The following is a 25088-nucleotide window of genomic DNA, read 5'->3' as shown; positions in this document are numbered from 1 at the left end:
GGCGCGAGCGCGCCGCAGCGGCACCAAACCACCCCGTCCCCGATGAGGACAAGCAGACCGTATAATCATGGGCGACAATCGATCCCGAAAGGAGCGCACGCAGGTGAAAACGGTTCACGTTGCCGCGGGCATCATCCGCCGTACCGGCAACGAGCAGGAAGTTCTTGCGGTCCAGCGCGGCTATGGCGACATGAAGGGCCTCTGGGAGTTCCCCGGCGGCAAGGTCGAGCGCGGCGAGACCGCCGAGGAGGCCTGCGTGCGCGAACTCGCCGAGGAGCTCCAAGTCCGCGTATGCGACCTACGCGACTTCTACACCGTCGAATATGACTACGAGGATTTCCATCTCTCGATGGACTGTTTCTTCTGCCGCATCGACGACGAAGCGGGAAACGCCGAGCCCCAACGGAGCGACCGGCAGCTCTCACTGCGCTGGATCGAGCGCCGCTCGCTCGCCACGCTCGAATGGATGCCGGCCGACCGCGGGCTGGTCGCCGCTCTCGCCGAAGGCGATGGCGGTGCCGCGAAGGCGGGCAGCCCCACACCCGAGGCCGAGTCCGACGCCGCTGCCGACAAGCCGAAATGCCGCGCGCGCAAGCGCTCCTCAAAGCGAGCGCGCCGCCTCATCGATACGCTCGACACGACCGGCCTCGATGCGGCGGAAACCGAGCTTGTGCGCAGGCGCGCGGCGATTCGCAAGTCCATGCAGGGCAACAAGCGCGCCAACACCAAGCCCGAGATGCTCGTGCGCCAGCGCCTGCGGCAAGCAGGGCTCACCGGTTACCGCCTGCAGTGGAACAAGGCGCCCGGGCGGCCTGACATCGCCTTCCCCGGGCGCAAGATCGCAATCTTCGTCAACGGATGCTTCTGGCACCGCTGCCCGCACTGCCACCCCAGCACGCCGAAGCGCAATACCGAGTTCTGGGAGGCGAAGTTCCACCGCAACGTGGAGCGCGACGCGAAGGCGATCGCCGAGCTCGAGCAGATGGGATGGCAGACCATCACCATCTGGGAGTGCGAGCTCAAGCGCGACCGTATCGACGAGACGATGGCGCGCGTGATCGACCAGGTGCGCCGCGCCGCCCCGACCGCGCGCACGGCCCGCCCGTAGCGGCCACGCTCACATCTTTATCACAATAAAGTGTTCGAAAACGGGGTATATCCCGTCTCAAAATGCAGCCGATCTCCCGCTCTACCTGCGCAATCACACGACCGCCAAACACTCGTAAGAATGGCTTAAGCGATGATGGAGCGCACATCGGGGCATACTGTCCTCAAGCACATCCCCCATCAAACGCAGCAGAAGGATGTGCCCCTTTTGGCGGACGAGCGAGGAGGCCGAGCATGTATCCTTCCCAACATGCAGCTCGCACATGGCTACGAGCACAGCCATCCCAACATGCAACCGGTTCCTTCCCCCCAATTCAGACCACCGGCCTCCTCGACGCCGCCGCCCCTTCAACGGCTGAGCAGCAACACCCAGCGTACCGTTCGGCAAATCAGCACGACAACCTGCAGGATTCGTTCGATCGCCTGCTCGATGCCCTCAACGACCAGGCGCCGCGCTACACTTTGGCCTGCTCGTAGATTCCGGTATCCCTCCCATTTGGTACAGATAGGCCCGAGGCCCCGCTCCATCATCGATGGGACGGGGCCTCGGGCCCTCTGGGCATCATCGGGCGCGAACGAGCGGGACCGCCGGACAGTCTCCTACATCAGCTCGCAGACGCTCGCCGCGAACGCCACGGGATCCTCGGGCAGGATACCCTCCACGAGCAGCGCCTGGTCGTACAGCAGGCCGGCGTAGAGCTTCACCTTGTCGGCATCGCCGTCCTTCTGCGCGGCAGCGAGCTTCGCGAACACCGGGTGCTTCGCGTTGAGCTCGAGCACGCGCTGGCTTTTCGGCATACCCTCCGCATCGCCCTCGGGGCCGCGCTGGAGCACTTTCTCCATCTCGAGCGACAGCGGGCCCTCGGTCGTGATGCAAGCGGGCGAATCGCCCTCGGCGACGAGACGCGCCGACACGGCGACCTTCTCGACCTTGTCGCCCAGCGCCTCCTTCATCGCGGCGAACAGATCGGCGTTCTCCTTCGTGGCCTCCTCGGCGTCCTTCTTCTCGTCCTCGGTGGCAAGGTCAAGGTCGCCGGTCGCCACGTTCTTGAGCTCCAGATGACGGTCCTCGAGCTCCGGCTCCGCACCGTCGGCCTGAGCCTTCTCGGCAGCCTCGCGCGCAGCGTCGTCCTCGTAGACCTTCGGCATGTCGCGCGCCACGTACTCGCGCATGGCCTGGAACGTAAACTCGTCCACATCCTGGGTGAGCAGCAGCACGTCGTAGCCGCGCGCGAGCACGCCGGTCACGACCGGCATCTTGGACAGGCGGTCGCGGTCGTCGCCTGCAGCGTAGTAGATAGCCTTCTGATCCGCCGGCATGGCCTTCGCGTACTCGACGAGCGTCACCATCTTCTTCTCGCGTGCGCTCCAGAACAGCAGCAGGTCGGCGAGCTCGTCGGCCTTCATGCCATAGCTCGAGTAGATACCGTACTTGAGGCCGCGGCCGAAGTTCTCAAAGAACTTCTCGTACGCCTCGCGGTAGTTGTCGCGCATGTCCTCAAGATCCGCCGTGATCTTCTTCTCCACGCGGCGGGCGATCGCCCGCAGCTGGCGGTCATGCTGCAGCGTCTCGCGGGAGATGTTGAGCGAGACGTCGGCGGAGTCGACCACACCGCGGACGAAGTTATAGTAGTCGGGCAGCAGGTCGGCGCACTTCTCCATGATCAAGACGTTGGAGCTGTAGAGCGCAAGCCCCTTCTCGTAGTCGCGGCTGTAGAGGTCGAACGGCGCGCGGCCGGGTACGAACAGCAGCGCATCGTACTCCAGGGCGCCCTCGGCATGGAAGCTGATGGTGCGCGCCGGGTCCTCGAAATCGTGGAACGTCGACTTGTAGAACTCGTTGTAGTCGGACTGCTCGACATCGGCGCTGTTCTTCTTCCAGATCGGCGTCATGGAGTTGATCGTCTCGAGCTCCTGGTACTCCTCGTACTCCGGCTGGTAGTCGTCGCCGGCGTCCTCGGGCTTGGGCTTCTGACGGCTCTTGGTGACCATCATCTGGATGGGATAGCGCACGTAGTTGCTGTAGCGGCGGATGAGGTCCTTGAGCCCCCACTCGGACAGGTAGCGATCGTAGTCCTCGCCGGGCTCGCCGTCGCGGCCGGGCTCGTTGTCGCGGATGGTGAGGATGATGTCGGTGCCGTGGCTCGCGCGCTCGCCCGGCTCGATGGTGTAGCCCTCGAGACCGTCGGACTCCCACACGTTCGCGTCATCGGACCCAAAGGCACGGCTCACGACGCGCACGTGCTTGGCCACCATGAAGGCGGAGTAGAAGCCCACGCCGAACTGGCCGATGATGTCCACGGCGTCACCCTGGCTCTCGGCGTTTTCCGCCTTGAACTCCTGGGAGCCCGAATGCGCGATGGTGCCGAGGTTGCGCTCAAGCTCCTCGGCGGACATGCCGATGCCATTGTCCGAGACGGTCAGGGTGCGGGCGTCCTTGTCGAACGCGATGCGGATGCCCAGATCCTCGCCCTCGAGCTTGACGCTTTCATCCGAGAGGCTCAGGAAGTTGAGCTTGTCGACGGCGTCCGACGCATTGGAGATCAGCTCGCGCAGGAAGATCTCCTTGTTCGTGTAGATGGAATTGATCATGAGGTCGAGAAGCTTTTTGCTCTCTGTCTTGAACTCACGCATATACGTCCCTTCCGGTTATAAAACCTATTACGTTTAGACTTAGATTTTATAACCACAAGGCGCGCATATATTCAAAGAAAGGGAAACAACGCAACTACCCCGTCCCCGATGGAGACACCGCGCCAGCCCGCTACAGGAGCTTCGCCATCCACTGATGCGGCTGGCCCTCGTCCTCATAGTCGACGTCGGAGATGGGCTCGTACCCGAGCTGGGTGTAGAGGCCGGTCACATACCTTTGCGCATGCAGCTTGCATACCCGAGCGCCCGCGCCCCGCGCCGCCTCCTCGCTCGCGCGCACCAGATCGCCTGCGAAACCACGCCGGCGATACGCGGGGAGCACCGCTACGCGACCGAGCAGATAGATGGCATCCGGATCGACCCCGTCATCAAGGGCGCACGCAGGCGCGGACACGCCCTCCCCGCCCAGCGTCCGCTCGAGCGTCTCGGGGAAGATGCGCGCGCAACCGACCACCTCGCCGCTCTCGTAGCCACATATGTGCAGGCAGCGGTCATCATCATCGATCGCGTCGAATTCGTTTTCGTAGCCCTGTTCGTCCATGAACACGCGACGGCGCACCTCGAAGGCGTCATCGCGTGCACCGATGCGAATCTCAGCACCCATATGCCAACTCCTGTCAAGATCGATGTCTCCATCGGGGACGGGGTAGTTCGGTGCCATCCTGCGCCCGGTCGGGCGCAGGATGGCACCGAACTACCCCGTCCCCGATGGAGACACCCTATAAAGGCCTACTGCTGGACGATACCTTCCATCAGCATCGATTCTGCCGGGAATCTCACGATGACCTTCGTACCCTCGCCGAGCGCGCTGTCGACCTCGATCGTCGCATCATGGAACATCGCCGCGTGCTTCACGATGGCAAGACCAAGGCCCGTGCCGCCGCGCGCCTTCGAGCGGCTCTTATCGACGCGGTAGAAGCGCTCGAACACCTTATCCTGCTCCTCGGGGGCGATACCGATACCCGTATCCTCGACGCTCACGAACGGCTTGCCGTCCTCGACGCCGCAGCGCATCGTCACCGACCCGTTCGGCTTGTTGTAGCGGATGGCATTGCTCGCCAGGTTGTAGACGAGCTCGTCGAGCAGGCGCGGCACGCCGAAGACGATGGCGGGTTCCGATTTGACGGCGAGCGTGATGCCGGACACATCGGCCACGGTCTCCAAACGGTGGTAGACCGTATCGAGCATACGCGGCAGATCGACCGGCTCGCGCGAGCCGAGCACGCTGTTCGTGACCTCCGCATCGCCGCGCTCGGCCTCATCCAAGCTCGACAGCGTCAGGATGTCGTTCACAAGCGCCGTCAGGCGCCCCGCCTCTTTGTGGATACGACGGGCGAAATCGCGCTGGTCCGCCTCGTCGGCGACCATGCCGCTCGCGATAAGCTCAGCATATCCCGAGATGGCCGTCAGCGGCGTCTTCAGCTCATGGGTGATATTCGCCGTGAACTCGCGACGCATGCGGTCGTTGTCCGCGAGCACCCGCATCTGGCGCTTGAGCTCCTGGCGCTGGGTTTCGATGCGCTCGAGCATGGGAATCATCTCCGCGTAGGCGTTCTCCACATTGCGAATGGGATGGTCGAGGTCGACCGCGCGCAGCGGCGCGATGATGGCGCGCGACTCGACGCGTGCGGCGATAACCGATACCAGCGCGCCGAGCGCGACCAGGCCCAGCAGCGGCAAAATCATGCTGGATAGGATGGACAGAAAGCCCGCCTGCTCCTGAGCCAGGCGCACCACCGTGCCGTTATCGAGGCGTATCGCCTCGTAGAGCATAACCTCGCCCAGCGTAGAACTCGAGCGCTCTGAGTTGCCGCGCCCCTCCTCGAAGGCCCGGATGACCTCGGGGCGATCGGCGTGGTTCGGCATATCGGCCGGGTCGGCCTCCGTATCGTAGAGCACGGTGCCGTCGGTATCGATCAGGGTGATGCGGGTGTTTCGCAGCGGGAGGTTCCGCAGGATGATCTTGTCATCCGGCATGCTGTTGAGCGCCGCCGCGACCACGTCGACCTGGCTGTCGAGCTCCTCATGGGCAAGCGCGACCAGACGATTCTGCACATAGGCGGTTCCCGCCAGGGAAAACACCGCCACGACGACCATCGCCACCGTGAACACGGTGGCGAAGACGCGACGGGAAAGCGAGCGATGGGTAACGTTCATAGCAAATCACAGAGAGACGCGGGCGAACAGGACGCGCGAAGAGGGGGGCGCTAGCCTTCGGGCCCCGCGAAGCGGTAGCCCACGCCGCGAACGGTTTCTATGCACGTGGAGTGCTCGCCGAGCTTTTGGCGCAGGGTCTGCACATGCACGTCGACGGTACGCGATCCGCCGTCGAAATCCCAGCCCCACACGCTCTGGAGCAGCGCCTCGCGGGAGAACACGATACCCGGCTTGCGCATGAGGTACTCGAGCAAGTCGAACTCGCGCAGGGTCAGCTTGACCTCCTCGCCGTCGACCGTCACGCGGCGATGGCTCGGCGACAGGACGATGCCGTTGGCCGACAGCACGTCGCTCACCTGCTTGGACATGCCGCCCCGGCGCAGCAGGGCGCGGCAGCGGCTCGTAAGCTCCATAAGCGAGAACGGCTTGGTGAGATAGTCGTCGGCACCGCCGTCGAGAGCGACGACCTTATCGAGCTCGGTATCCTTCGCCGTCAGCATCATGATGGGCACGGTGGCCGTCTCGGGCATGGCGCGCAGGCGGCGCATGATCTCCAGCCCGTCGGTGTCGGGCAGCATGATGTCGAGCAGGACCGCATCGGGGACGCACCGGGCGACGGCGGCCTTGAACTCGCTGTCGCACGAGAACCCTTCCGCCTCGATGCCCTGCTGACGCAGCGCATACAGCGTCAGGCCCCTGATGTTGTCATCGTCCTCAACGTAGTAAATCATGCTCTACCCCGCTTATCCGCGTTTCTGTCCATAATCATACACCGCCGCGCTCCGCGCGCGGATTCGCCCCGCGCGGCGTCCCCTACGGTATCAGCCGAAGCGCCCCGTGAGGTAGTCGGCCGTGCGGGAATCCTTCGGGGCGCGGAACAGCTCGCCGGTGGGCGCATGCTCCACGAGCTCGCCGAGCAGGAAGAACGCCACGGAATCCGAGATGCGCGAAGCCTGCTGCATGTTGTGGGTGACCACCACGAGCGTGTAGTCCTTCTTGAGCTCGCAGGCGAGCTGCTCGACCATGACCGTGGAGATGGGGTCGAGTGCGCTCGTGGGCTCGTCCATAAGCAGGACCTGCGGCTTCACCGCGATGGCGCGGGCGATGCACAGGCGCTGCTGCTGGCCGCCGGAAAGGCCGAGTCCGGACTGCTTGAGCTTGTCTTTGACCTCGTCCCACAGGCCGGCGCCGGTGAGCGACTCCTCCACGATCTCCTCGAGCTCGGCATGGTTTTTGATACCGAGGCCGCGTGGGCCGTACGCCACGTTGTCGAAGATGCTCATGGGGAACGGGTTCGGGCGCTGGAACACCATGCCGACCTGCTGGCGCAGGCGGGTGACGTTGTAGTCCTGGTAGATGTCCTCGCCGTCGAGCGTGATCTTGCCCTCGATACGGCAGTCCTTCACCATGTCGTTCATGCGGTTCAGGCAGCGCAGAAGCGTCGACTTGCCGCAGCCGGACGGTCCGATGAACGAGGTGATCTGACGATCGGGAATGTCGATGGAGACATCCTTCAGGGCATGGTGATCGCCGTAGTACAGATCGAGATGCTCGACCGACATGCGAATCTGATCCGCTGACGGAGCCTTCCCGTCATCCATAGTCCCCATCTCGCGATTGTGGGCCTGCTGGGCCGCCTGGGCAATCGCGGCGGCGGATGCGTCCGCCGCCGAGCGCTGCTGTTCCCTATCGTTCAACCCGCTACCTCCTCAGATGAGCTGTTCATAGCTCATCACACGATAGGTCGCCCGTTTTATGCGGCTGAAAGCGAATTGTCAGGGAACTGTAAAGTCACGCAGGAGCGGTGTCCCCATCGGGGACACCCTATTCCGGCAGCGTGATGGTGAAGACCGTATGTTCGGGCGTGGAGGTGCACGAGATCGAGCCGCCGTGCGCCACCACGATCTCCTTCGCGATGGCAAGGCCCAGACCGGCACCGCCACGGTTCGTCGCGCGCGCCGCGTCGAGACGGTAGAACTTCTCGAAGATCACCTTGAGCTTCGGCGCGGGAATCGGGTCGCCGCGGTTCTCGAACCGGATGATGACCGAACCGTCCTGCGCTTCCGCCTCGATGCGAATCGTCGAGCCCTCGTAGCTGTAGGCAATGGCGTTTTTCATCACGTTGTTGAACACGCGCGCCATCTTGTCGCCGTCCACCAGCACCACGAGCCCCTGCGGCACGTCGATCTCGGCGTGCTTGTTCTGCTCGGTGAGCGTCGGGTAGAACTCGTCGACCACCTGCGCGAGCATGAGGTTCAAATCCACATAGCCGCGCGTGAGCACGATGTCGTGGAAGTCGAAGCGCGTGATGTCGAAGAACTCCTCGATGAGCACATCGAGCCGGTGCGCCTTGTCGAGCGCCACGCCGGTGAAGCGCACGCGCTGCTCCTCGGGCAGATCGGGCGCCTCGTGGAGCAGCGACAGGTATCCGACCACGCTCGCGAGCGGCGTCTTGAGGTCGTGCGCGAGATAGGTGACCAGGTCGTCTTTGCGTCCCGACTCGTCGCGCAGCGCCTGCTCGGCGGCGCGTTGGCGCTCGCGCACGCGCATCATCGCGCTCTCCACCTCAGGGAAGTCGCCGTCGACGGTCCCCCAGTCATCCGGGTGCTCGATCAGACGCTCGCGCATGTGCGCGGCGATCGTCCGGTCGGCATCCACGCCGCCGCGCTCGTAGCCGAAATCGTAGAACGCATGGCCCACGAAGAAGACGCCGCAGACCGAGACCGCCGCCAGAAAGCCGCAGAACATGAAGAGGTAATCGAGGCCGAACATGACGGGGCCGGTCTCGCGCGACACGAAAAAGCCGATCAGCAGGATCGACAGCCAGGGCACGCCGCCCAGCACCACGACGCGGCGCGCGTTCGCGAAGCGGTCGATCAGGATGTAGCCCACCACGAACGCGAGCGCGAACAGGATGAGGTTCTCGATACCCACGACCACGGCGTCGAGCACGCCGAGCACGATCAGCGACAGGACGCGATTCTCGAGCACCGAGAGCAGAAAGTCGTAGGCGGAGGCGAAGGTGGACTCATGCGCCTGCTCGACGTCCCTGTCGAAATCGGGCAGCTGCTCCCCCGTCTGCGCAACAGGTTCAGACACATCAGGCGGCACCGTCGACGCCGCGCCGGCGGGCGTCATACGGTGCGACACGACGTCTTGCGCGGGTGCCCCGGCAACGTTGGGCAGGCCCGTTACCGGATTCACCGGCGCGTGCTCGGTGCGCTTCGTCCGCTTCTGGTCACGCTTCAATGGTGTAGCCGACCCCCCAGATATTCTTGATGAACCGCGGATTGGAGGCATCGTCGCCAATCTTCTCACGCAGATGCCTGATATGGACCATCACGGTGTTCGAAGAGCTCGCCATGAACTCCTCGCCCCACACCGCACGGAACAGCTCCTCGACCGACACGACGCGGCCGCGGTTCTCCACCAGGTAGAGCAAAATCGAGTACTCGAGCGGCGTGCAGCGCACGGGGCGCTCGTCGACCGTCACGGTCCGGGCGTCGCGGTTGATCACCAGGCCATCGACCGTCAGCTGCGAGGAGTCCTCCTCCGGAGCGCGGCTGCCGTAGCGCATGTAGCGGCGCAGCTGCGCCTTGCAGCGCGCCACGAGCTCGAGCGGGCGAAACGGCTTGACCACGTAGTCGTCCGCGCCGAGCGACAGACCCTCGATCTTGTCATTTTGCGACCCGCGCGCCGTGAGCATGATGACCGGATAGGTATGGTCGGCACGGATGGTGCGCAGAAGCTCGAACCCGTCGATATCGGGCAGCATGATGTCGAGCACCGCGAGGTCGAACTCCTGCTCGAGGATGGCCTTCGCGGCCTCGGCGCCCGTGTAGGCAAGCGTGACGGTAAATCCCTCGTTGCGCAGGTAGATGCCCACGAGGTCGGTAATGGCCTTCTCGTCATCCACGACGAGGATATGTGTATCCATCCGGAGCGGCTCCTTCCCGTATCACGTCCATTATGACCAACGGGAAGGGGCGGCGCACCAGCACCGAGGCTGTTTTTAGGGAACCTTAAGATGAGGGGTGCGGCGACAAGCAGCAACCCGGTGCGAGCGCTTCGCCGGATTGTAGAGATGCAGGCCGGTCAGGCGCCGCGACACAGCTTGTCCACACGCGTATGTATACTGGTCGAACACGCAGCTGCATGCTCCCTCCGCGGGCGCACGCGCTGCCTATACGCACACACTCGCACCAGAAAGCGAACCGCAGCATGAACGCACCCCGCATCGCGCGCCGCACCGCAGCGGCGCTCCTGAGCATCACCGTCGCCATCAGCCTCATGGTGGCACCGGCGCCCGCCCGCGCCGACCAGCCCGACACCGATATCATCCTGGGGGTCGCCGAGGCGGAGCGCCAGGACCCCGCCGCCGACCGTCCCGACATCACCGCGCGCAACGCCATCGTCGTGGGCGCCGACGGCACTGTCTACTACGAGCGCGATGCCGACGCGCAGGTGAAGATCGCCTCCATCACGAAGGTCATGACCGCGATCGTCGCGCTCGAGCACGCGAGCCTCGACGACACCGTCGTCGTCGACCACGCTGCCGCCACCGTGGGCCAGTCTTCGGCCAACCTGCGCGAGGGCGACACCCTGACCATGGAGGAGGCGCTGCGCGCCCTGCTCATCCCCTCGGGCAACGATGCCGGCATGGCCATCGCGACCACGGTCGGCAAGATGATCGACCCCGCGAGCACCGACCCGTACGCGACGTTCATCCAGGCGATGAACGACAAGGCGGCCGAGCTCGGCATGGGCAGCAACTTCACGAACCCGCACGGCCTCGACTTCGACGGCTGGGAGGGCGACATGCACTCCTCGGCGCGCGACGTCGCCACCATGTTCGCCTACGCTATGAAAAACGAGACGTTCCGCGAGCTCACGGCGAGCACCGACAACGTCATCACCGTGACGTCGGCCGACGGCAGCGAGCGCTCGATCACCATGACCGAGCGCAACACGATCCTGGGCACGGAGGGCAACATCGGCGGCAAGACCGGCGGCACCTATGAAGCGCTCCAGTGCTTCGTGGGCGCCTTCTCGCGCGAGCCGGGCGGCGAGATCTACACGGTCGTCCTCGGCGTCGACGGCGACGAGCAGCGCTTCGCGGACACCCTCACGCTCGCGAACTGGTACTACGACCACGTCGTCACCTTCCCGGTGGTGAACACGACCGCGACCACCGCCGAGGGTACGCCGCTCGCGGCCGAGGCGACGTATGCGAGCTGGACCGACAAGACCATCGACGTCGTCGCGGCCGACCCCGCGCAGACCGTGACCACCTTCAGCCTGGCCGGCCCCATCGAACAGAACGTCGAGCTCAAGACGCTTTCCGGCACGGTGAGCGAGGGCGAGCAGGCGGGCACGCTCACCCTTACGCAAAACGGCACCGAACTAGCCCGGGCGGAGCTCGTGAGCGCCGAGAACGCCTCGGCGCCCGACCCCATCAGCTGGCTTCTGGTCCAGCTCGACCGCCTCGTGCGCCTCGTGACCGGCGAGCCCACCGCGGCCGAGCCCGTCATCTACGCCGAGGCGCCGGTGCCGACCGACCTCGACGCCGCGTAACGGGCAACTCAGCGCAGGACGGGCTCGCGCTCGAACAGCTCCTGCAGCCCCGCGCCCGCCTCCGCCGGCCCCACGCACCGCAGGCCCACGCACTCCGGCGCCCCGAAGCGGCCGTGGTAGTCGCTTCCGCCGGTCACGATGAGCCCATGCTCCCGCGCCGCCCTGAGCGCACGCGCCTCAGACTCCGCATCGTGGTCGGGGTGGAAGGCCTCGATGCCCTTGAGACCCGCTGCGACCAGATCGGGAATGACAGACCAGGAGTCCATCTGGCCGGGGTGCGCGAGCACCGGGACGCCACCCTGCTCGCGAATGGCGCGCACGGCATCGGTCGCCTCGGGATAGGAGATATCGCTCGCGCAGATGCCCTGCCCTTTGAACAGGCTCCGGTAGACGCGCTGGTAGACCTCATCCAGATACGGCAGATGCACGAGCGCTTCCATCACATGCTGCTTGTAGACGCCCGCGCTCGCCGCGGCGATGTGCACGACCGCGTCGACCGAGAACGCGGGATCGACCGCCTCCGCATCGCTCACGTCGCAGGCGGCAAGTCGGCTCGCTACCTCTCCGGTATCGTCTCCCATCGCGCGTACCACACGCCACGCCTGCCAAAGCGTGTTGGCGCTGCGCGCCTTGAGCGTTGCCGCGACCAGGCGCTCCACGGGGCCGTCCCCGTTCGGAGTGGCCTCGAGCCCGAACCCCAGGATGTGCACCTTGCGGCCGGTCGCCGCGCACGCGGCGGATATCTCGACGCCCGCCAGAACGGGAAACCCGAACTAGCGCGCGCAGGCGCGCACTGAGGCGAGCTGCGAGAGGCTGTCGTGGTCGCACACGGCCATCCCCGCAAGGCCGGCGTCCTTCGCCTGTCCGATCAACTCGCCTACGCTGCAGGAGCCATCGGAGAACACCGAATGGGTGTGCAGGTCGAACGCCCCGCGCACCGAGTGCCTCTCCTCGGGTGCCGAATCAGCCATGATTCCCGTCCTCTCCGTCCGCGCCCGCCATCGCCGTGCCGCCGGCGGGCATCTCCGCATCCGCCCGATCAAGGGGCAGCGTCAGGTGCACGTGCGTCCTGGCCATACCCTGCCGCCTATAGAACCTATGGGCGCGCGCCCGTTCGGTCTTCGAGTGAACCTCGATCAGCTCGCAGCCGCGCTGGCGGGCAAGCCGGCACGCGGCGCCGAACAGCCCGCTGCCCGCGCCGAGGCCGCGCCAGGCGCCGTCGACAGCAAGCTCCATGATCTCGGCGACCGGTCGCACATGGTGGAGCTGCTCCTCGCAGCGCACGTTGACGACACCGATCACCTCGTCGTCCGCGCACGCCACCAAGCAGGCATAGCGGTCATCGCGACGCTGTGCCGACCAGCGCTCAAGGGCCGGCCCGGGTGCAAACCGCCGCCCCTCCATATCGCCGATCAGCTCGAAGACGCGGCGGGCATCGTCGTCGCGCGCCGGCCGCACGCAGCAGGTGCGCCCGTCCGCCAGCCTCACCTCATACCGCTCCATATCGCCTACTCGCACACGAATCCGCCCGCTTGCATGTTGTACTCGCGGTCGCAGACACCCTCCATGAACTCGAGGTCGTGGAAAATCCCGAGCATCGTCGTGCCCGCCGCCTTGAGCTGCTCGATCAGGTCGCGCACCTTGACCTTGCTCGCATTGTCCAAGCTCGCCGTGGGCTCGTCAAGCAGAAGCAGACGCGGGCGGCGCACCATGGCGCGAGCGATGTTCAGGCGCAGCTTCTCGCCGCCGGAAAACGTATTCGGGTAGAGGTCCCACAGCTCGCGCGGGAAATCGAAGTGCTCGAGCATGCGAACCGTCTCGCTCTCGATCACCGCCGGATCATCGTAGACCTCGGCGGCGCTTGCGCGCACGATATCGCGCGCCGTGGTGCGCGGCACCACATCGAGGAACTGCGAGATGTAGCCGATCTCGTAATTGCGCAGGTAGATGACGCGGCGCTTATGCACGGGGCGCAAGCAGCGAAAAACCCGCCACCTGCGCCGAGTGGCACAGGTGGCGGGCATCCATACGTGCGGTGATTGTCTGAGCGTTCGCTACGAACGGCGCTTCTTGCCGCCGCGCTTACGCTTCTTCTTCGCGCCCTCCGCCGGCACGACCTTCGCTTCCGCCGCCCGGCGCTCCTGCGTGAGCTTTTTCGCCTGCACGCGCGCGATGACCAGCAAGAAGAACGTGCATGCCAGCAGCGCGTAGCTGGCGATGCGGCCGTATGTGGCAAGCGCGTCGATACCCGCCGCCTCGCCGATGAACGAGAGCACGTAGCATACGATACCCGCGGCGAGCGCCCCCATCATGGCCTTTGCCGTGGACAGCGAGAAGAGGATGTCGTTATCCACCGACCGCGGGCGCGCCTTCGCGCGCTCGAGCTCCTTGGCCTCGCGGATCTTGTCGATATTCGTCTTCTTGCTCATCGCGCCCTCCCGGGATACCTCGTAACCCCCGTATTGTCCCACACCGGCTCAGCCCGCGGTGTTCCCAAACTGCTCTTCCAGCAGCTCGACGAAGGCCGCGATGGCAGGCGTGAGCAGCTTCTCGCGGTGATAGAACAGCTGGCTGGCCATATGCACGCGCTGCATGCCGGCAACCGCGCACTCCACGAGCTCGCCGCGTGCCAGCGATGAGGCCACGGAGAGGCGCGGCAAGAACGTCACGCCCACGCCGCGCTCCGCCAGGTGCACGAGCGTCTCGGTGTTGCCCGTCTCCACGATGGGGTGCAGCTGCCGATCCCGCTCGGCGAGCTGCCGCTCGAGTTCAAGCCGGTAGCTCTCGCCGTGCTCCGTCAGCACGAGGGGGATCTCCGCCAGGCGGTCCATGGTGAGCGCGCCGAGCGTCTCGGCGAGCGCGGGCGCGCAGGCGAACACGATGTCCTCCTCGGCAAGCAGCGTGCGCGTAAGGCCACGTACGCTCACGGATCGGTCCATCGTCACGAACAGGTCGAGCCGGTTGTCGAGCGTCTCGGCGATCAGGCGCTCGATGCGCTCCGTCCTCACCACGAGCTCGACCGCCGGATACCGGTCGTGAAACGCCACCAGCAGGTCGGGCAGGATGGCGGTGGAGATGGACTCCACGCTGCCGATGCGCACCGTCCCCACCATCTCCGCGTCGGCGCCATCCTCCACGCGCACCGACGCCGCCGCCCGCGCACAGCACGAGTCAAGCTCCTGCGCGTGGAAGGCAAACGCGCGGCCGCGGTCGGTGAGCTGCGCCCCGCGCGGCAGGCGATCGAACAGGCGCACGCCCAGCTCGCGCTCGAGCTGCTTGATCTGCATGGTGATTGCCGACTGTGAGTAGCCAAGCCGCTCGGCCGCCCGCGAAAAGCTCCCGAGCTCCGCAACCGCAAGAAATGTCTCGATCTGACGCAACTCCATTGCGTACCTGCTTCCACCTCACGGTATTAGTAATTGTGAATACTTTATCAGAACTATGAATTTTACAGATGGTTAAGCGGATGCGAGCATATCCCCAGCAACGAACCGACCAGAGAGGAGACCCCGCTATGTATGCCAAGGGAATGGCCACCGAACCGGATGTCGAGCTCGCCGCCGTGCGCTTCGTGTGCGAGCTGTTCGCGCGCAACCGCCATCTGTCTGAGGGACCGGTTGCCGTGGAGGCTCCCGAAAGCACGCTCGAGGCGATCCGCGCACAGGGCATCCCCGAGCACGGTCGCGCGCTCGACGACGTCGTCGCCGAGATGGAGCACGAGGTCATCGGCTACGGCTACAACGCCGACCACGCCCGCTTCCTCGGCTTCGTCCCCGGCCCCACCTCGGCCATCTCGTGGCTGGGCGACATCATCGCCGCGGGCTACAACCGCCATGCCGGCAGCTTCGCCAACTACCCGGCGGGCCTGGCTGCCGAAGACGTCTTGCTCGCCTGGTGCGCCGACCAGGCGGGGTTCCCGGCCGATACCGCCGGCGGCCTGTTCGTGTCGGGCGGCTCCATGGCGAACCTGACCGCGCTCGCCGCCGCGCGCGACGCCATGCTGCCCGAGGACGCGTGGGACCGCGGCGTGGCGTACGTGTCCGAGCAGACGCACAGCTCGGTCGCCAAGGGTCTGCACATCATCGGCATCCCGCGCGAGCATGTGCATGCCGTGTCCTGCGACGATGCCTGGCGTATGGATATCGACACCCTCGAGGACGCCATCGAGGCCGACCGCGCCGCGGGCCTCATCCCGTTCGCCGTCGTGGGCACCGCGGGCAGCACGAACACCGGCTCGGTCGACCCGCTGCGCGAGATCGCCCGCGTGTGCGCCGAGAACCACCTGTGGATGCATGTGGACGGCGCGTTCGGCGCAAGCGTGCTCATCACCCGCTACCGCGACATGCTCGACGGCGTCGAGCTGGCCGACTCGCTGTCGTGGGATGCCCATAAGTGGCTCTTCCAGACCTATTCGTGCGGCATGGTGCTCGTGCGCGACCGCGCAAACCTGCTCAACACCTACAGCACGCACCCCGAGTACCTGAAGGACCTGCAGGACCGCACGGATCTTGTGAACCCCTGGGACCTCGGCCCGGAGCTCACGCGTCCCGCGCGCGGCCTCAAACTCTGGTTCACGCTGCAGGCGATGGGCTCGGCAGGTCTGGCGGAAGCCGTCGAGCACGGCTTCACGCTCGCGCGCTGGGTTGAGGACGAATGCCGCAAGAACCCCGATATTGAAATCGTCTCGCCCGCGCAGATGGCCATGGTGAACTTCCGCTACGCGCCGGCGGGCCTCGCCGAGGACGAGCTCGATGAGCTCAACCTCGACATCTCGCGCCGCATGCTCGAGAGCGGCTACGCCGGCGTGTTCACCACCGAGCTTGCCGGCAAGAAGGTCCTGCGCGTCTGCGCCATCCATCCCGAGGCCAAAGAGGAGGACATGCGCGGTACCGTCCAGCGCCTGAACGCCCTGTATGCCGAGGCTCTCGAAACGCGGCGGGCATAGTGACCCCTGCGCTCGAACCGTACCGCCGCGCCCCTAAGGCGCGGCGGCGCCGGGCACTTCGCGCGCCGGCGTCTGTGCGCCCGCAGACGGACCCGGGCACGGCTCGCTTCATGCAGCGCGTGCTAGCCGAACAGGCGGCGCGAGGCGTCCCAGGCGGCGCGCAGGATGTCCTCGACGCGCTCCCCGGTGCGCTCGGCGCGGTCCGCGGCAAGCAGGGTCGCCGTCTGACAGATCATCGCCGGCTCGCACTCCAGACCGCGAATGGGCTCGGGCGCCATGTAGGGGCAGTCGGTCTCGAACAGGACCCGGTCGAGCGGGCAGGCAGCAAACGCCTCGCGCACCTCGTCGTTGCGTGAAAACGTCGCCGCTCCGCCGAAGGCGATGGAGCATCCGAGTCCCACGAAGCGCTCCGCGGTCGCGCGGTCCTCGCCGAAGCAATGCAAGATGCAGCCCGCCTCGGGCACCCCGACCTCCTCCAGCACGCGATACGCGTCTTCATGCGACGTGCGCGCCTCGTCGGTATCCTCATGGCGCAGATGCAGCTCGACCGGCAGGTTCCGCTCGCAGGCGAGCGCAAGCTGGCGCGCCATGGCCCGCATCTGGATATCGTGCGGCGCCGCCTCGATGTCGTCATCGGCGTCGAAATGGTAGTCGAGGCCGATCTCGCCGACACCCCAGCACAGCGGGTCGTCGAGTGCCTCGGCGACCAGGGCGTGCACCGCGTCGTCGTAGCGGGGCGCGCCATAAGGGTGCACACCCGCCAGATAGCCGATGTGATCGAACAGCTCCGGCGCGGCGGCATCGGCATCGACCGCGCCCTCCTCCACCCCGCGCTCGAACAGCGCGCGGGCCTCGGCGACCCACCCCTCAAGCAGGTCGTGAAACGCCGGCGCCGTCGCAGCGAAGCGCGCATCGGCCAGCGGATCCCAGATGGTCGTGAGCTGCGCCACACCCGATGCCGCCGCACGCGCAAGCGCCGAGACCGGGTCGACCTTCCAGAAGCTCATGAGATGCGCATGCGTGTCGGCGATGGGCACCGGCAGCGCAGGCAGCCCGAACAGCTTCCCCTTCTTCATCCACGCGAGGCTCAGGCGCAGCTCCGTCGAGGGAATCTCGCCTGCGCCCTCGCGCACCAGCGCGATCTGCCCCGATTGTCCATGTCGCTTACCCATCGCCTATCCCCTGTCCGCATCTCCTACACGTCTGCCCGCACACCGGTTCTTGACCCCGCGCCTCATGCGTTCGCATCGCCCAGCTCGGCCGCCAGGCGCACGAACGCATCGACGTCGAGCGTCTCGGCGCGCGTCGTCGGCGCGATGCCGCATGCTGCAAAGGCGGCGTCGAGCGCCGCCTTGTCGAAACCCGACGACGACATCGAGTTGCGGATCGTCTTGCGGCGCTGGGCGAATGCGGCGTCGATCACGCGGGCGGTTCGCGCGCAGGCGCCCTCGTCGAGCCCGCCTGCCACCCGCTCGAGCCTGACCACGGCGGAATCCACATGGGGCGCGGGCATGAAGCAGCGCGGGGGCACCTCGAAACGCCCCGTCACGTGCGCATACAGGCCGAGCTTCGCGGTGTAGCCGCCATATGCCTTCGTTCCCGGATGCGCTGCGATGCGGTCAGCGACTTCCTTTTGAACCATGACGACCGCGCGCTCGAGCGCGGGCATCGTCTGGAAGTACTGCAGGATGATGGTCGCGGCGACGTTATAGGGCAGGTTCGCCACGAACACCGTGGGAGCGCCGCCTGCCGCGGCTTCGATGTCGACGGGCGCCACCTTCAGGGCGTCGCCCATGATGAAGCGGAAGTTGTCGTGCATGAGCGCATGGGTCTCGAGCACCGGTTCGAGCGTCGCGTCCGCCTCGATGGAGACGACGCGCGCCGCCTTTTGCAGCAGCGCCAGCGTGAGCGTGCCGATCCCCGGTCCCACCTCGACCACGCGCTCGCTCCCATCGAGCTCCGCGAGCTGCATGATCCGCTCGATCACATGGTTGTCGACCAGGAAGTTCTGGCCGAGCCGATGCTTCGTGGCCAAGCCGTACTCCTCGAGCAGGGCTCGTGTCGCCCCCGGACTCGCAAGCGGTGAGGTGGTCATGGATCCTCCGCACAAGACGTCTTCCAACACAAAAAAACGGGCGGGACCGTGCACGGCCCCGCCCGTATTATCCACCAGCGCATCATCTGCGCCGGTGCGCGCCGGCATCGTGCACGCTAACGATAGAACAGGTAGGCGCGCCGATCGTAGTACTTCTTGTTGAGGTAGAGGAACAGGAAGTTCAGCGCCGCGGAGATAAGCGTCGGGATGAGCATGAAACCGCCCAGATCAAGACCGATCCCATAGGTCAACACGATGGAGTACACCGTCGAGAACACAAAGGAGATCACGACGAGGGCCAGGTAGTGCACCGGGGCGAAGCGTCGATACTGCGCGAGCTCCATGCGCACGTACACGGTCGCTGCCGCCAGCGCGACCTGCACGAGGCCGTAGGCGATATCGAGGGCCCGCGCCGGTCCCGCAAACGCGTAGTACAAATCGGTCAGGCCGCCGTACTGCTGTCCCATGACGGTCGTGATGCCGCCGAGCGCACCGAATACCGCCTCCACCCACAGCAGAAACATGATGTTGAACGTGAACCACTTGAGCGGCAGGTCGGGCGAGGGGTCCGCCGGGTGCGAGCCGAGCGCACGGTCGGCGATGCGCTGCAGCGGCCCCGAGACCCCGTCGAGCGCACGGTCGATCTTTTCCAGCAGCTCGGAGCGCGGCGCCGAGGCAGCGGGCTTAGCGCCGTAGCCCATCCCGTATGCCCCGGGTGCCGCATCGCACCCCGCCCCGTACGCACCGGACGCGGCGCCGTCATATCCCGGGCGACCGGCCGCAGCGCCGCCGTAAGCGGGCATGTCAGCGGCGTCCGGCACCGCGTAGCGCATACCGTCATAACCCGGCCCGTCCATCGTCCCCAGTGCCATCTGGCTGCACTCGTCATACCCTGGCCGGACCGTCTGCGCAGCGCCGCAGCGCGCGCAATACGCCTGACCGTCCTCAACCGCACATCCGCATCTCGAGCACACCGTAGCCATACCATCCACCTTCCATGTCGCAGGATACCGGCAGCAGCCGGCCTCATCCCCACGATAGGAAGCGCACGCGCCCACAGACACCGCAATGCGAATACGGGTCACATCACCTTACGAGCAGCATGCCCGCATCAAACCATCCTGTCGGATACCGTGCAGAAAAAGGCGGTCCGGCCGCCGCAGCCGCACGACAAGAAACGGGGCCGCAGGGTCAAAAACCCTGCGGCCCCGGCACAACAGCGAGCTCCGTGCGGCAACGCGCCCTTTACTTCTCGTCGACCAGGCGCGGGAAGAGCGCGTCGCCCTTCTCCACCGGCGCGCCGCCGGCAAGGCCGCCCCACGCGCACGTCCTAGCGAGGTCGTCGGTCTCGGCCTCATCGGCGCACGAGATGCGGCGCAGCGCTTCGGCGCTCGTCGTGGGCATGAACGGCGCGAGCAGGTGCGCGGAGATGCGGATGGCCTCGAGCAGGTTGTAGATCACGCGCGCGAGCTCGTCGGCACGCGCGGGGTCCTTCGCGAGCGTCCAGGGCTCGGAATCCTCGATGTAGTGGTTCGCAGCGTGGATGAGTTCCATGACCTCAGAGGCCGCGTCGCCGTAGGCGAAGGCCCCCATCTTCTCGGCGTAGCGCTCCACGAGGCCCTCGGCGATATTCGCCAGCGGGTTGTCGCCCACCTCGGCGGGCTTCGCCGGCGCGCAGCCGTCGAAGTACTTCGCGCTCATATTGAGCGAGCGCGACACGAGGTTGCCCCAGCTGTTCGCCAAGTCGGCGTTGTAGACCTGGCGCATGCGCCCGAAGGAGATGGCGCCGTCGGAGCCCGGTACCACGTCGGTCATGAAGTAGTAGCGGTAGCCCTCGACGCCCATGAGGTCGATGACCTCGCGCGGGGCGATGGCGTTACCGCGCGACTTCGACATCTTCTCGGCCTTGCCGGTCTGCTCGTTGCGCACGGTGAGGAAGCCGTGGGCGAAGACGTGCTCGGGCAGGGCCTCGCCGATGGCCATGAGCATGGCGGGCCAGATCACGCAGTGGAAGCGGATGATGTCCTTGCCCACGATATGGGTCTGCGCCGGCCAGCGGTAGGCGAACTGCTCGCGGGCCTCGGGCGTATCGACGCCGTAGCCCACGGCGGTCATGTAGTTCAGCAGTGCGTCGAACCACACGTAGGTCACGTGCCCGTCGTCGAACGGCAGCGGGATGCCCCAGTCGAACGTATTGCGCGAGACGGAGAGGTCCTGCAGGCCGCCCTCGACGAACGTGCGCACCTCGTTCATGCGGAATGCCGGCTGGACGAAATCGGGATGCTCGTCGTAGAGCTTGAGCAGACGGTCCTGGAAGGCGGAGAGCTTGAAGAACCAGCTCTCCTCCTGGATGCGCTCGAGCGGGCGGTCGCAGTCGGGGCACAGGTGCTCGCCCTTCGTGCCGCGCGCCTCGTCGGCCTTCTCCACCTGGGTCTCGGTGAAATAGGTCTCGTCGGGCACGCAGTACCAGCCGTCATAGCTGCCCTTGTAGATGTAGCCGGCCTCCTTCATGCGCTCCCACAGGTACTGGACCGCGTGCTTCTGGCGCTCCTCGGTGGTGCGGATGAAGTCGTCGTTGGAGATCTCGAGCTCCTCCCACAGCGCGTGGAACAGCGGCGCCTGGGAGTCGCACCACTCCTGCGGCGTCATGCCGTGCTTCTCGGCAGCCTCCGCCACCTTCTGCCCATGCTCGTCCATGCCGGTGAGGAACATGACGTCGTAGCCCATGGCGCGGCGGAAGCGCGCCTGGACGTCGGCCATGATCGTGGAGTACGCCGTGCCCAGGTGCGGGGCGGCGTTCACGTAATAGATGGGCGTGGTGATGTAGTAGGACGGTTTAGTGCTCATTGCGCAAGACCTTTCCCTAAGGCATGCCGGGTCGATTCACAATCAGTCTGTTATGGTAGCGCAACTACGCACCCCGCATGGGCCGAAAAGCACGCGAACCCCCGCGCACCGGGCGCATGCCGCCATGGCCGCGCCGGGTGTGCGGGGGCAGGCCCCCTCGGTTGTGCGGTTGCGCATCAAGGCGGCGGCTACGCGCGGCCGGTGTCTTCCTGCATCGAGATGACGAGCTCGTAGACCTCGCGCTTGCGGCGCGAATAGCGCTGCGACAGGCGCTTGGCGATCGCAGAGGCGGGCTCGCCGTCATCGAGCGCGCAGGCGATATCGCGGCGCAGCGCCTCGCCCGGATCCTCCTGCCCCGCAGCCGTCTGCGGGCATGCGCCCGCACGCTCGTCTGCGCCCGGCGGCGCCACGACGAGCACCATCTCGCCGCGCAGCTCGCCGCGCTCGCGCACAAGCTCTACCAGATCCGGCGCGCTGCCGCGCAGGACCTCCTCGTGGAGCTTCGTGAGTTCGCGGCAGAGCGCCACGGCGCGGTTCGGGAACACGGCGGCGATCGCCTCGAGCGAGGCGAGCACCCGGTGGGGCGACTCGTAGAACAGCAGCGCCCCCGGCACGAAGGCGAGCTCCTGCAGCCGGCGCACCCGCTCCCCCTGCTTGCGTGGCAAAAATCCCTCGAAGAAAAAGTGGTCGCACGCGATGCCGCTCGACACGAGCGCGCACACGCACGCCGACGGGCCGGGGATGACCTCCACGGCGGCGCCCGCGTCGCGCGCCGCGTCGACGAGCACCTGCCCGGGGTCGGATACGCTCGGCATGCCTGCATCCGAGGCGAAGGCGATGGTCTCGCCCGCCAGCACGCGTTCGACGATCTCGGGCGCACGCTGGGCGATCACGTTCTCGTCGCAGCGGATGAGCGGACGCGAGAGATCAAGGTGCGCCAGAAGCTTCGCGGTCACGCGCGTGTCCTCGCAGCAGATGGCGTCCGCCGCGCGAAAGGCCGCGGCGGCGCGGGGCGACAGGTCGCCGAGGTTGCCGATGGGCGTGCCCACGATATAGAGGCGGCCGGATGCCGCGGTGCCTCCCATGGCGCTAATCGATCATCGCGCGCTCGAGCGGCGCGAGCGCGACGCGCGCGTCCCACGCGGGGATGCGCTTCTCGGTCTTCCAGGTCTGGAAGAACCAGCCGGACGCATCGGAGAAGCTCGCGAGTTCGCTCGAGATGAAGACGCGCTCGTACGCGTCGCGCCCCTCAGGCGTCACCGTCGAGCTCGAGAGCACCGCGGCGGCGGACCACTCGCCCACCAGCACCGGGAACCCGCAGGAGCGCGCCGTCTTGATGAGGGTGCGGTTGCGCTCGACCGCCTGCGAGATGCCGCGCGGCGAGGTGATGTCGATCGCCTTGTCGTCGCGATAGTGGTACAGATGCAGGTCCATCCAGACGTTTTGGTACTTATCGCCGCTCATGAAGCGCTTCCACATCTCGGGGTGGCCCGACGCGGAGAACACGACGAGCTTGTCTGCGGGCATGTGCGCGCGCACGAGGTCGTAAGCATCGCGGTAGTAGTTGCGCAGATAGTGGCTCGGGATGCCCTGCGTCATGTTGAACAGGCCCCGGCGCACGCTCATGACCGGCGAGTCGAGCAGCTCGATGCCGAGCAGGCCCGGGCGCTTCCCGTAGCGCTCGGCGAGCTTGTCGAGCACCTCGAGCGCCACGGCGCGGCCGTTCGTGCTCGAGTGCCAATCGGCGATCGTCTCGGGCGTGGTCGCGCTCTCGTTGGAATCGCCCTGGCCGCCGGGCACCGTCGCCAGGTCGAGCAGCACGGCCATGCGGTACTTCTCCGCCCACTCCATCGCACGGTCGACATAGTCGACGGCGGGAATGTGGGCAACTGCGCCGCCCTGGGCGCCGAACACGTACCAGGGCACCGGCAGGCGCACCGCGTTGAAGCCGATCGCCGCCATGCGGTTGAAGTCGAACTCGGTGATGAAGGTCTCGTAGTGCTGGCGCAGGCGCTCGCTGTACACAGCCGAGCCGAGTGCCTGCTGCAGCTCCACCTCGTTGGATGCGCCCGTGGCGGCAAACAGCGAGGGCGACACCCAGGGCTCAGGGATGAACCATCCGGAAAGGTTGACGCCGTGGATTCTCTCTACCATGCCGAACCACCTCGCACTGCAGATGAAAAAAGCGCCCGACGGTCCCGCCGGGCGCTTCTGATTCAAAATGGTGGCCAGAAAGGGATTCGAACCCCTGACACGAGGATTTTCAGTCCTCTGCTCTACCAACTGAGCTATCTGGCCACAAGGCCTGTCGCAAGCGACGGCTAGTACAGTTTAGCAAATGCGACATACGCGTCAAGAAGAATCTTGGAAACTTTTTCGAGGCCCGGGCACCTCGTCGCATCGAGCCGCGTTTCCGCAGGTTGAAGGCAGCCATGCATCTGCCGCACCGCAGGATTCCCGACATCGGCGCTCAAGGACCGCTGCAGCGCCGCGGCAGTGCACAAACCGCCAAGCCCCGACCGCACGATGCTGTGCGAGCACCCGACCCTCCGCATCGATATGGGCGATATCGAGCGGCTCCGTCATGAAGCAGGTGTGCACCGCGCAGCAGGCGGGAAACGCCACGACGACAGGTGGACCGCTGCCTCGGCGGGCAGTCGGGGCGCCCATGCCGAGCAGACGCTCCCAGAATCTCCGCGCCACCACGATGCGCACCCGGCCCCAACCGAGCTCCGCCACCGCGCGCTCGATCGCCGCCGTCTCGCAGCCGTCCGTCATACCACCACCCCCGGCCTCCATGGGTCGATCACAACCGTGCGCACGTGCCTGAGCGCGAGCGGCGCGCCGACGGGTACGCCCGCGAACTCGATGCCGGTCGGCCAGGGCGTATACACCATCGTGCACCGGTAGGTCTTGGGGCTCACGATGAACGTCAGGATCGTCGAAGTCGGATCTTCCTCCTCTTCGCAAACAACCTCGACCTCGACCCCGTAGCCGCCCATCGCCTCGCGCAGCTGGCCGGCGATGGCCTCGGTCGGGTCAACCTTGCCCTCTCCCGAAGGTGCCACCCCGTGCGCGACGACGATGTCGGGCGCTACCCGGTCGAATCGGGACACGGCGGAGGCGAACACCATGAGGTTGTAGACGATGATCGCGAGCGCGATCATCACGGGCACCACGATCGCCAGCTCCACGGTCGCCTGGGCAGAGCGCTCGCGCAGCAAACGTCCCAGCATCAGCCTCCGCCTCCCAACGCTCCGGCCAGATCGCCCACGTTCACCGTGAGCGGGATGGACTCGCCTGTCGGCAGGGGAATCTCAGCGATGGTGAACTCCGCCTGGTGCACGACCTCTCCGATGTTGTAGCCGATTCCCTTCAGGATCTCCTCGGGATCGGTGGACGTCAGCGGCACGCGGCGGACCAACTCCTGGACGGACCCAAGCCCCTCGGCCCCCGCATGGGAAAGGACGTTCGACGTGTCGGTGAGCACCGGTTTGTGCAGGCTCATGTCGACCGGTTCCAGCCCAAGCGTCTCCACGGCTCCGGTTATGGCATCACCCAGACTCTGGGCGATGGGGCCCGCCCCCAGCCCGTCGATGCCGGAGAGTATCCCGTTCGTGACCGACGACAGCCCATCGGCTAGGTTGCCGTACCCCACGAGCAGCACGCCCCAGAGATCCATGACGCTGCCGACCAGGAACTCGACCACAC

Annotated in this window: 23 protein-coding genes, 1 tRNA gene and 1 pseudogene; 3 read left to right on the top strand and 22 right to left on the bottom strand. The window is 66.3% G+C overall.

Going from position 1 to position 25088, the window contains the following annotated elements:
- The first annotated feature begins 103 nt into the window (after positions 1 to 103).
- On the top strand, positions 104 to 1108 hold the full coding sequence (gene vsr, locus H6A21_RS08980) for a DNA mismatch endonuclease Vsr (RefSeq protein ID WP_342636092.1): 1005 nt from the start codon (positions 104 to 106) through the stop codon (positions 1106 to 1108).
- A gap of 599 nt (positions 1109 to 1707) precedes the next feature.
- Here vsr and htpG read toward each other — a convergent pair.
- The 7 genes from htpG to H6A21_RS08945 form a co-directional block, all read right to left on the bottom strand.
- On the bottom strand, positions 1708 to 3741 hold the full coding sequence (gene htpG / locus H6A21_RS08975; protein ID WP_204562402.1) for a molecular chaperone HtpG: 2034 nt from the start codon (positions 3739 to 3741) through the stop codon (positions 1708 to 1710).
- 130 nt (positions 3742 to 3871) lie between these two features.
- Positions 3872 to 4363, bottom strand: a complete 492-nt coding sequence (locus H6A21_RS08970; protein WP_204562401.1) for a GNAT family N-acetyltransferase — start codon at positions 4361 to 4363, stop codon at positions 3872 to 3874.
- Between the two features lie 125 nt (positions 4364 to 4488).
- A complete protein-coding gene (locus H6A21_RS08965; protein WP_239462775.1) occupies positions 4489 to 5916 on the bottom strand; it encodes a sensor histidine kinase in 1428 nt (475 codons plus the stop codon).
- A gap of 50 nt (positions 5917 to 5966) precedes the next feature.
- Complete coding sequence (locus tag H6A21_RS08960; protein ID WP_204562400.1) at positions 5967 to 6647, bottom strand: response regulator transcription factor; 681 nt, start codon at positions 6645 to 6647, stop codon at positions 5967 to 5969.
- 90 nt (positions 6648 to 6737) lie between these two features.
- Entirely contained in the window at positions 6738 to 7526 is a 789-nt protein-coding gene (gene pstB / locus H6A21_RS08955; RefSeq protein ID WP_204562405.1) for a phosphate ABC transporter ATP-binding protein PstB, read from the bottom strand.
- Between the two features lie 214 nt (positions 7527 to 7740).
- Positions 7741 to 9165, bottom strand: coding sequence for a sensor histidine kinase (locus H6A21_RS08950; RefSeq protein WP_239462774.1), 1425 nt, complete (start codon positions 9163 to 9165; stop codon positions 7741 to 7743).
- Complete coding sequence (locus H6A21_RS08945) at positions 9155 to 9853, bottom strand: response regulator transcription factor (RefSeq protein ID WP_204562398.1); 699 nt, start codon at positions 9851 to 9853, stop codon at positions 9155 to 9157. The genes H6A21_RS08950 and H6A21_RS08945 overlap by 11 nt, the downstream gene beginning before the upstream one ends.
- 284 nt (positions 9854 to 10137) lie before the next feature.
- On the opposite strand from H6A21_RS08945, the gene H6A21_RS08940 reads away from it, so the two are divergent.
- Positions 10138 to 11490 carry a D-alanyl-D-alanine carboxypeptidase family protein gene (locus H6A21_RS08940; protein WP_204562397.1) on the top strand — a complete coding sequence of 451 codons (1353 nt, stop codon included), beginning with the start codon at positions 10138 to 10140 and terminating at the stop codon, positions 11488 to 11490.
- A gap of 8 nt (positions 11491 to 11498) precedes the next feature.
- Here H6A21_RS08940 and H6A21_RS08935 read toward each other — a convergent pair whose 3' ends face one another.
- The 6 genes from H6A21_RS08935 to H6A21_RS08910 form a co-directional block, all read right to left on the bottom strand.
- Positions 11499 to 12149, bottom strand: coding sequence for a hypothetical protein (locus H6A21_RS08935; protein ID WP_204562396.1), 651 nt, complete (start codon positions 12147 to 12149; stop codon positions 11499 to 11501).
- A 114-nt stretch (positions 12150 to 12263) separates the two neighbouring features.
- Positions 12264 to 12461, bottom strand: coding sequence for a PHP domain-containing protein (locus tag H6A21_RS08930; RefSeq protein ID WP_204562395.1), 198 nt, complete (start codon positions 12459 to 12461; stop codon positions 12264 to 12266).
- Positions 12454 to 12993: a GNAT family N-acetyltransferase gene (locus H6A21_RS08925; protein WP_204562394.1), complete on the bottom strand. Its 540-nt coding sequence runs from the start codon at positions 12991 to 12993 to the stop codon at positions 12454 to 12456. The genes H6A21_RS08930 and H6A21_RS08925 overlap by 8 nt, the downstream gene beginning before the upstream one ends.
- A gap of 5 nt (positions 12994 to 12998) precedes the next feature.
- Positions 12999 to 13457: an ATP-binding cassette domain-containing protein gene (locus tag H6A21_RS08920; RefSeq protein ID WP_342636093.1), complete on the bottom strand. Its 459-nt coding sequence runs from the start codon at positions 13455 to 13457 to the stop codon at positions 12999 to 13001.
- Positions 13458 to 13544: 87 nt separating this feature from the next.
- Complete coding sequence (locus H6A21_RS08915; RefSeq protein WP_204562393.1) at positions 13545 to 13919, bottom strand: hypothetical protein; 375 nt, start codon at positions 13917 to 13919, stop codon at positions 13545 to 13547.
- A 48-nt stretch (positions 13920 to 13967) separates the two neighbouring features.
- The gene (locus tag H6A21_RS08910) at positions 13968 to 14876 is read right to left on the bottom strand and encodes a LysR family transcriptional regulator (RefSeq protein WP_204562392.1); all 909 of its coding nucleotides are present in this window, start codon (positions 14874 to 14876) and stop codon (positions 13968 to 13970) included.
- A 128-nt stretch (positions 14877 to 15004) separates the two neighbouring features.
- Between H6A21_RS08910 and H6A21_RS08905 the strand changes: the two genes are divergently transcribed.
- On the top strand, positions 15005 to 16435 hold the full coding sequence (locus H6A21_RS08905; protein ID WP_204562391.1) for a pyridoxal phosphate-dependent decarboxylase family protein: 1431 nt from the start codon (positions 15005 to 15007) through the stop codon (positions 16433 to 16435).
- Positions 16436 to 16557: 122 nt separating this feature from the next.
- Here the strand turns inward: H6A21_RS08905 and H6A21_RS08900 are convergent, their stop codons facing one another.
- From H6A21_RS08900 to H6A21_RS08855, 9 genes and pseudogenes are all read right to left on the bottom strand, one after another.
- Positions 16558 to 17607, bottom strand: coding sequence for a TatD family hydrolase (locus H6A21_RS08900; protein WP_239462772.1), 1050 nt, complete (start codon positions 17605 to 17607; stop codon positions 16558 to 16560).
- A gap of 62 nt (positions 17608 to 17669) precedes the next feature.
- The gene (gene rsmA, locus H6A21_RS08895) at positions 17670 to 18530 is read right to left on the bottom strand and encodes a 16S rRNA (adenine(1518)-N(6)/adenine(1519)-N(6))-dimethyltransferase RsmA (protein ID WP_204562390.1); all 861 of its coding nucleotides are present in this window, start codon (positions 18528 to 18530) and stop codon (positions 17670 to 17672) included.
- A 116-nt stretch (positions 18531 to 18646) separates the two neighbouring features.
- Positions 18647 to 19402 (bottom strand): hypothetical protein, encoded by a 756-nt coding sequence (locus tag H6A21_RS08890; RefSeq protein WP_204562389.1) that lies wholly within the window; start codon positions 19400 to 19402, stop codon positions 18647 to 18649.
- A gap of 373 nt (positions 19403 to 19775) precedes the next feature.
- Entirely contained in the window at positions 19776 to 21377 is a 1602-nt protein-coding gene (gene metG / locus H6A21_RS08885; RefSeq protein ID WP_204562388.1) for a methionine--tRNA ligase, read from the bottom strand.
- 188 nt (positions 21378 to 21565) lie between these two features.
- Complete coding sequence (gene rsmI / locus H6A21_RS08880; protein WP_204562387.1) at positions 21566 to 22462, bottom strand: 16S rRNA (cytidine(1402)-2'-O)-methyltransferase; 897 nt, start codon at positions 22460 to 22462, stop codon at positions 21566 to 21568.
- A gap of 4 nt (positions 22463 to 22466) precedes the next feature.
- Complete coding sequence (locus H6A21_RS08875; protein ID WP_204562386.1) at positions 22467 to 23531, bottom strand: glycoside hydrolase family 5 protein; 1065 nt, start codon at positions 23529 to 23531, stop codon at positions 22467 to 22469.
- A 68-nt stretch (positions 23532 to 23599) separates the two neighbouring features.
- Positions 23600 to 23675: transfer RNA gene (locus H6A21_RS08870), tRNA-Phe, on the bottom strand.
- A 476-nt stretch (positions 23676 to 24151) separates the two neighbouring features.
- Positions 24152 to 24613, bottom strand: coding sequence for a TadE/TadG family type IV pilus assembly protein (locus tag H6A21_RS08860; protein ID WP_204562384.1), 462 nt, complete (start codon positions 24611 to 24613; stop codon positions 24152 to 24154).
- Positions 24613 to 25088: pseudogene (locus tag H6A21_RS08855) on the bottom strand (hypothetical protein); the annotation flags it as partial. The gene H6A21_RS08860 and the pseudogene H6A21_RS08855, both read right to left, overlap by 1 nt.

It is taken from the genome of Collinsella tanakaei (assembly GCF_016902615.1).
Lineage (GTDB): Bacteria > Actinomycetota > Coriobacteriia > Coriobacteriales > Coriobacteriaceae > Collinsella > Collinsella tanakaei_A.
This window is presented reverse-complemented; position numbering and strand designations above follow the sequence as displayed.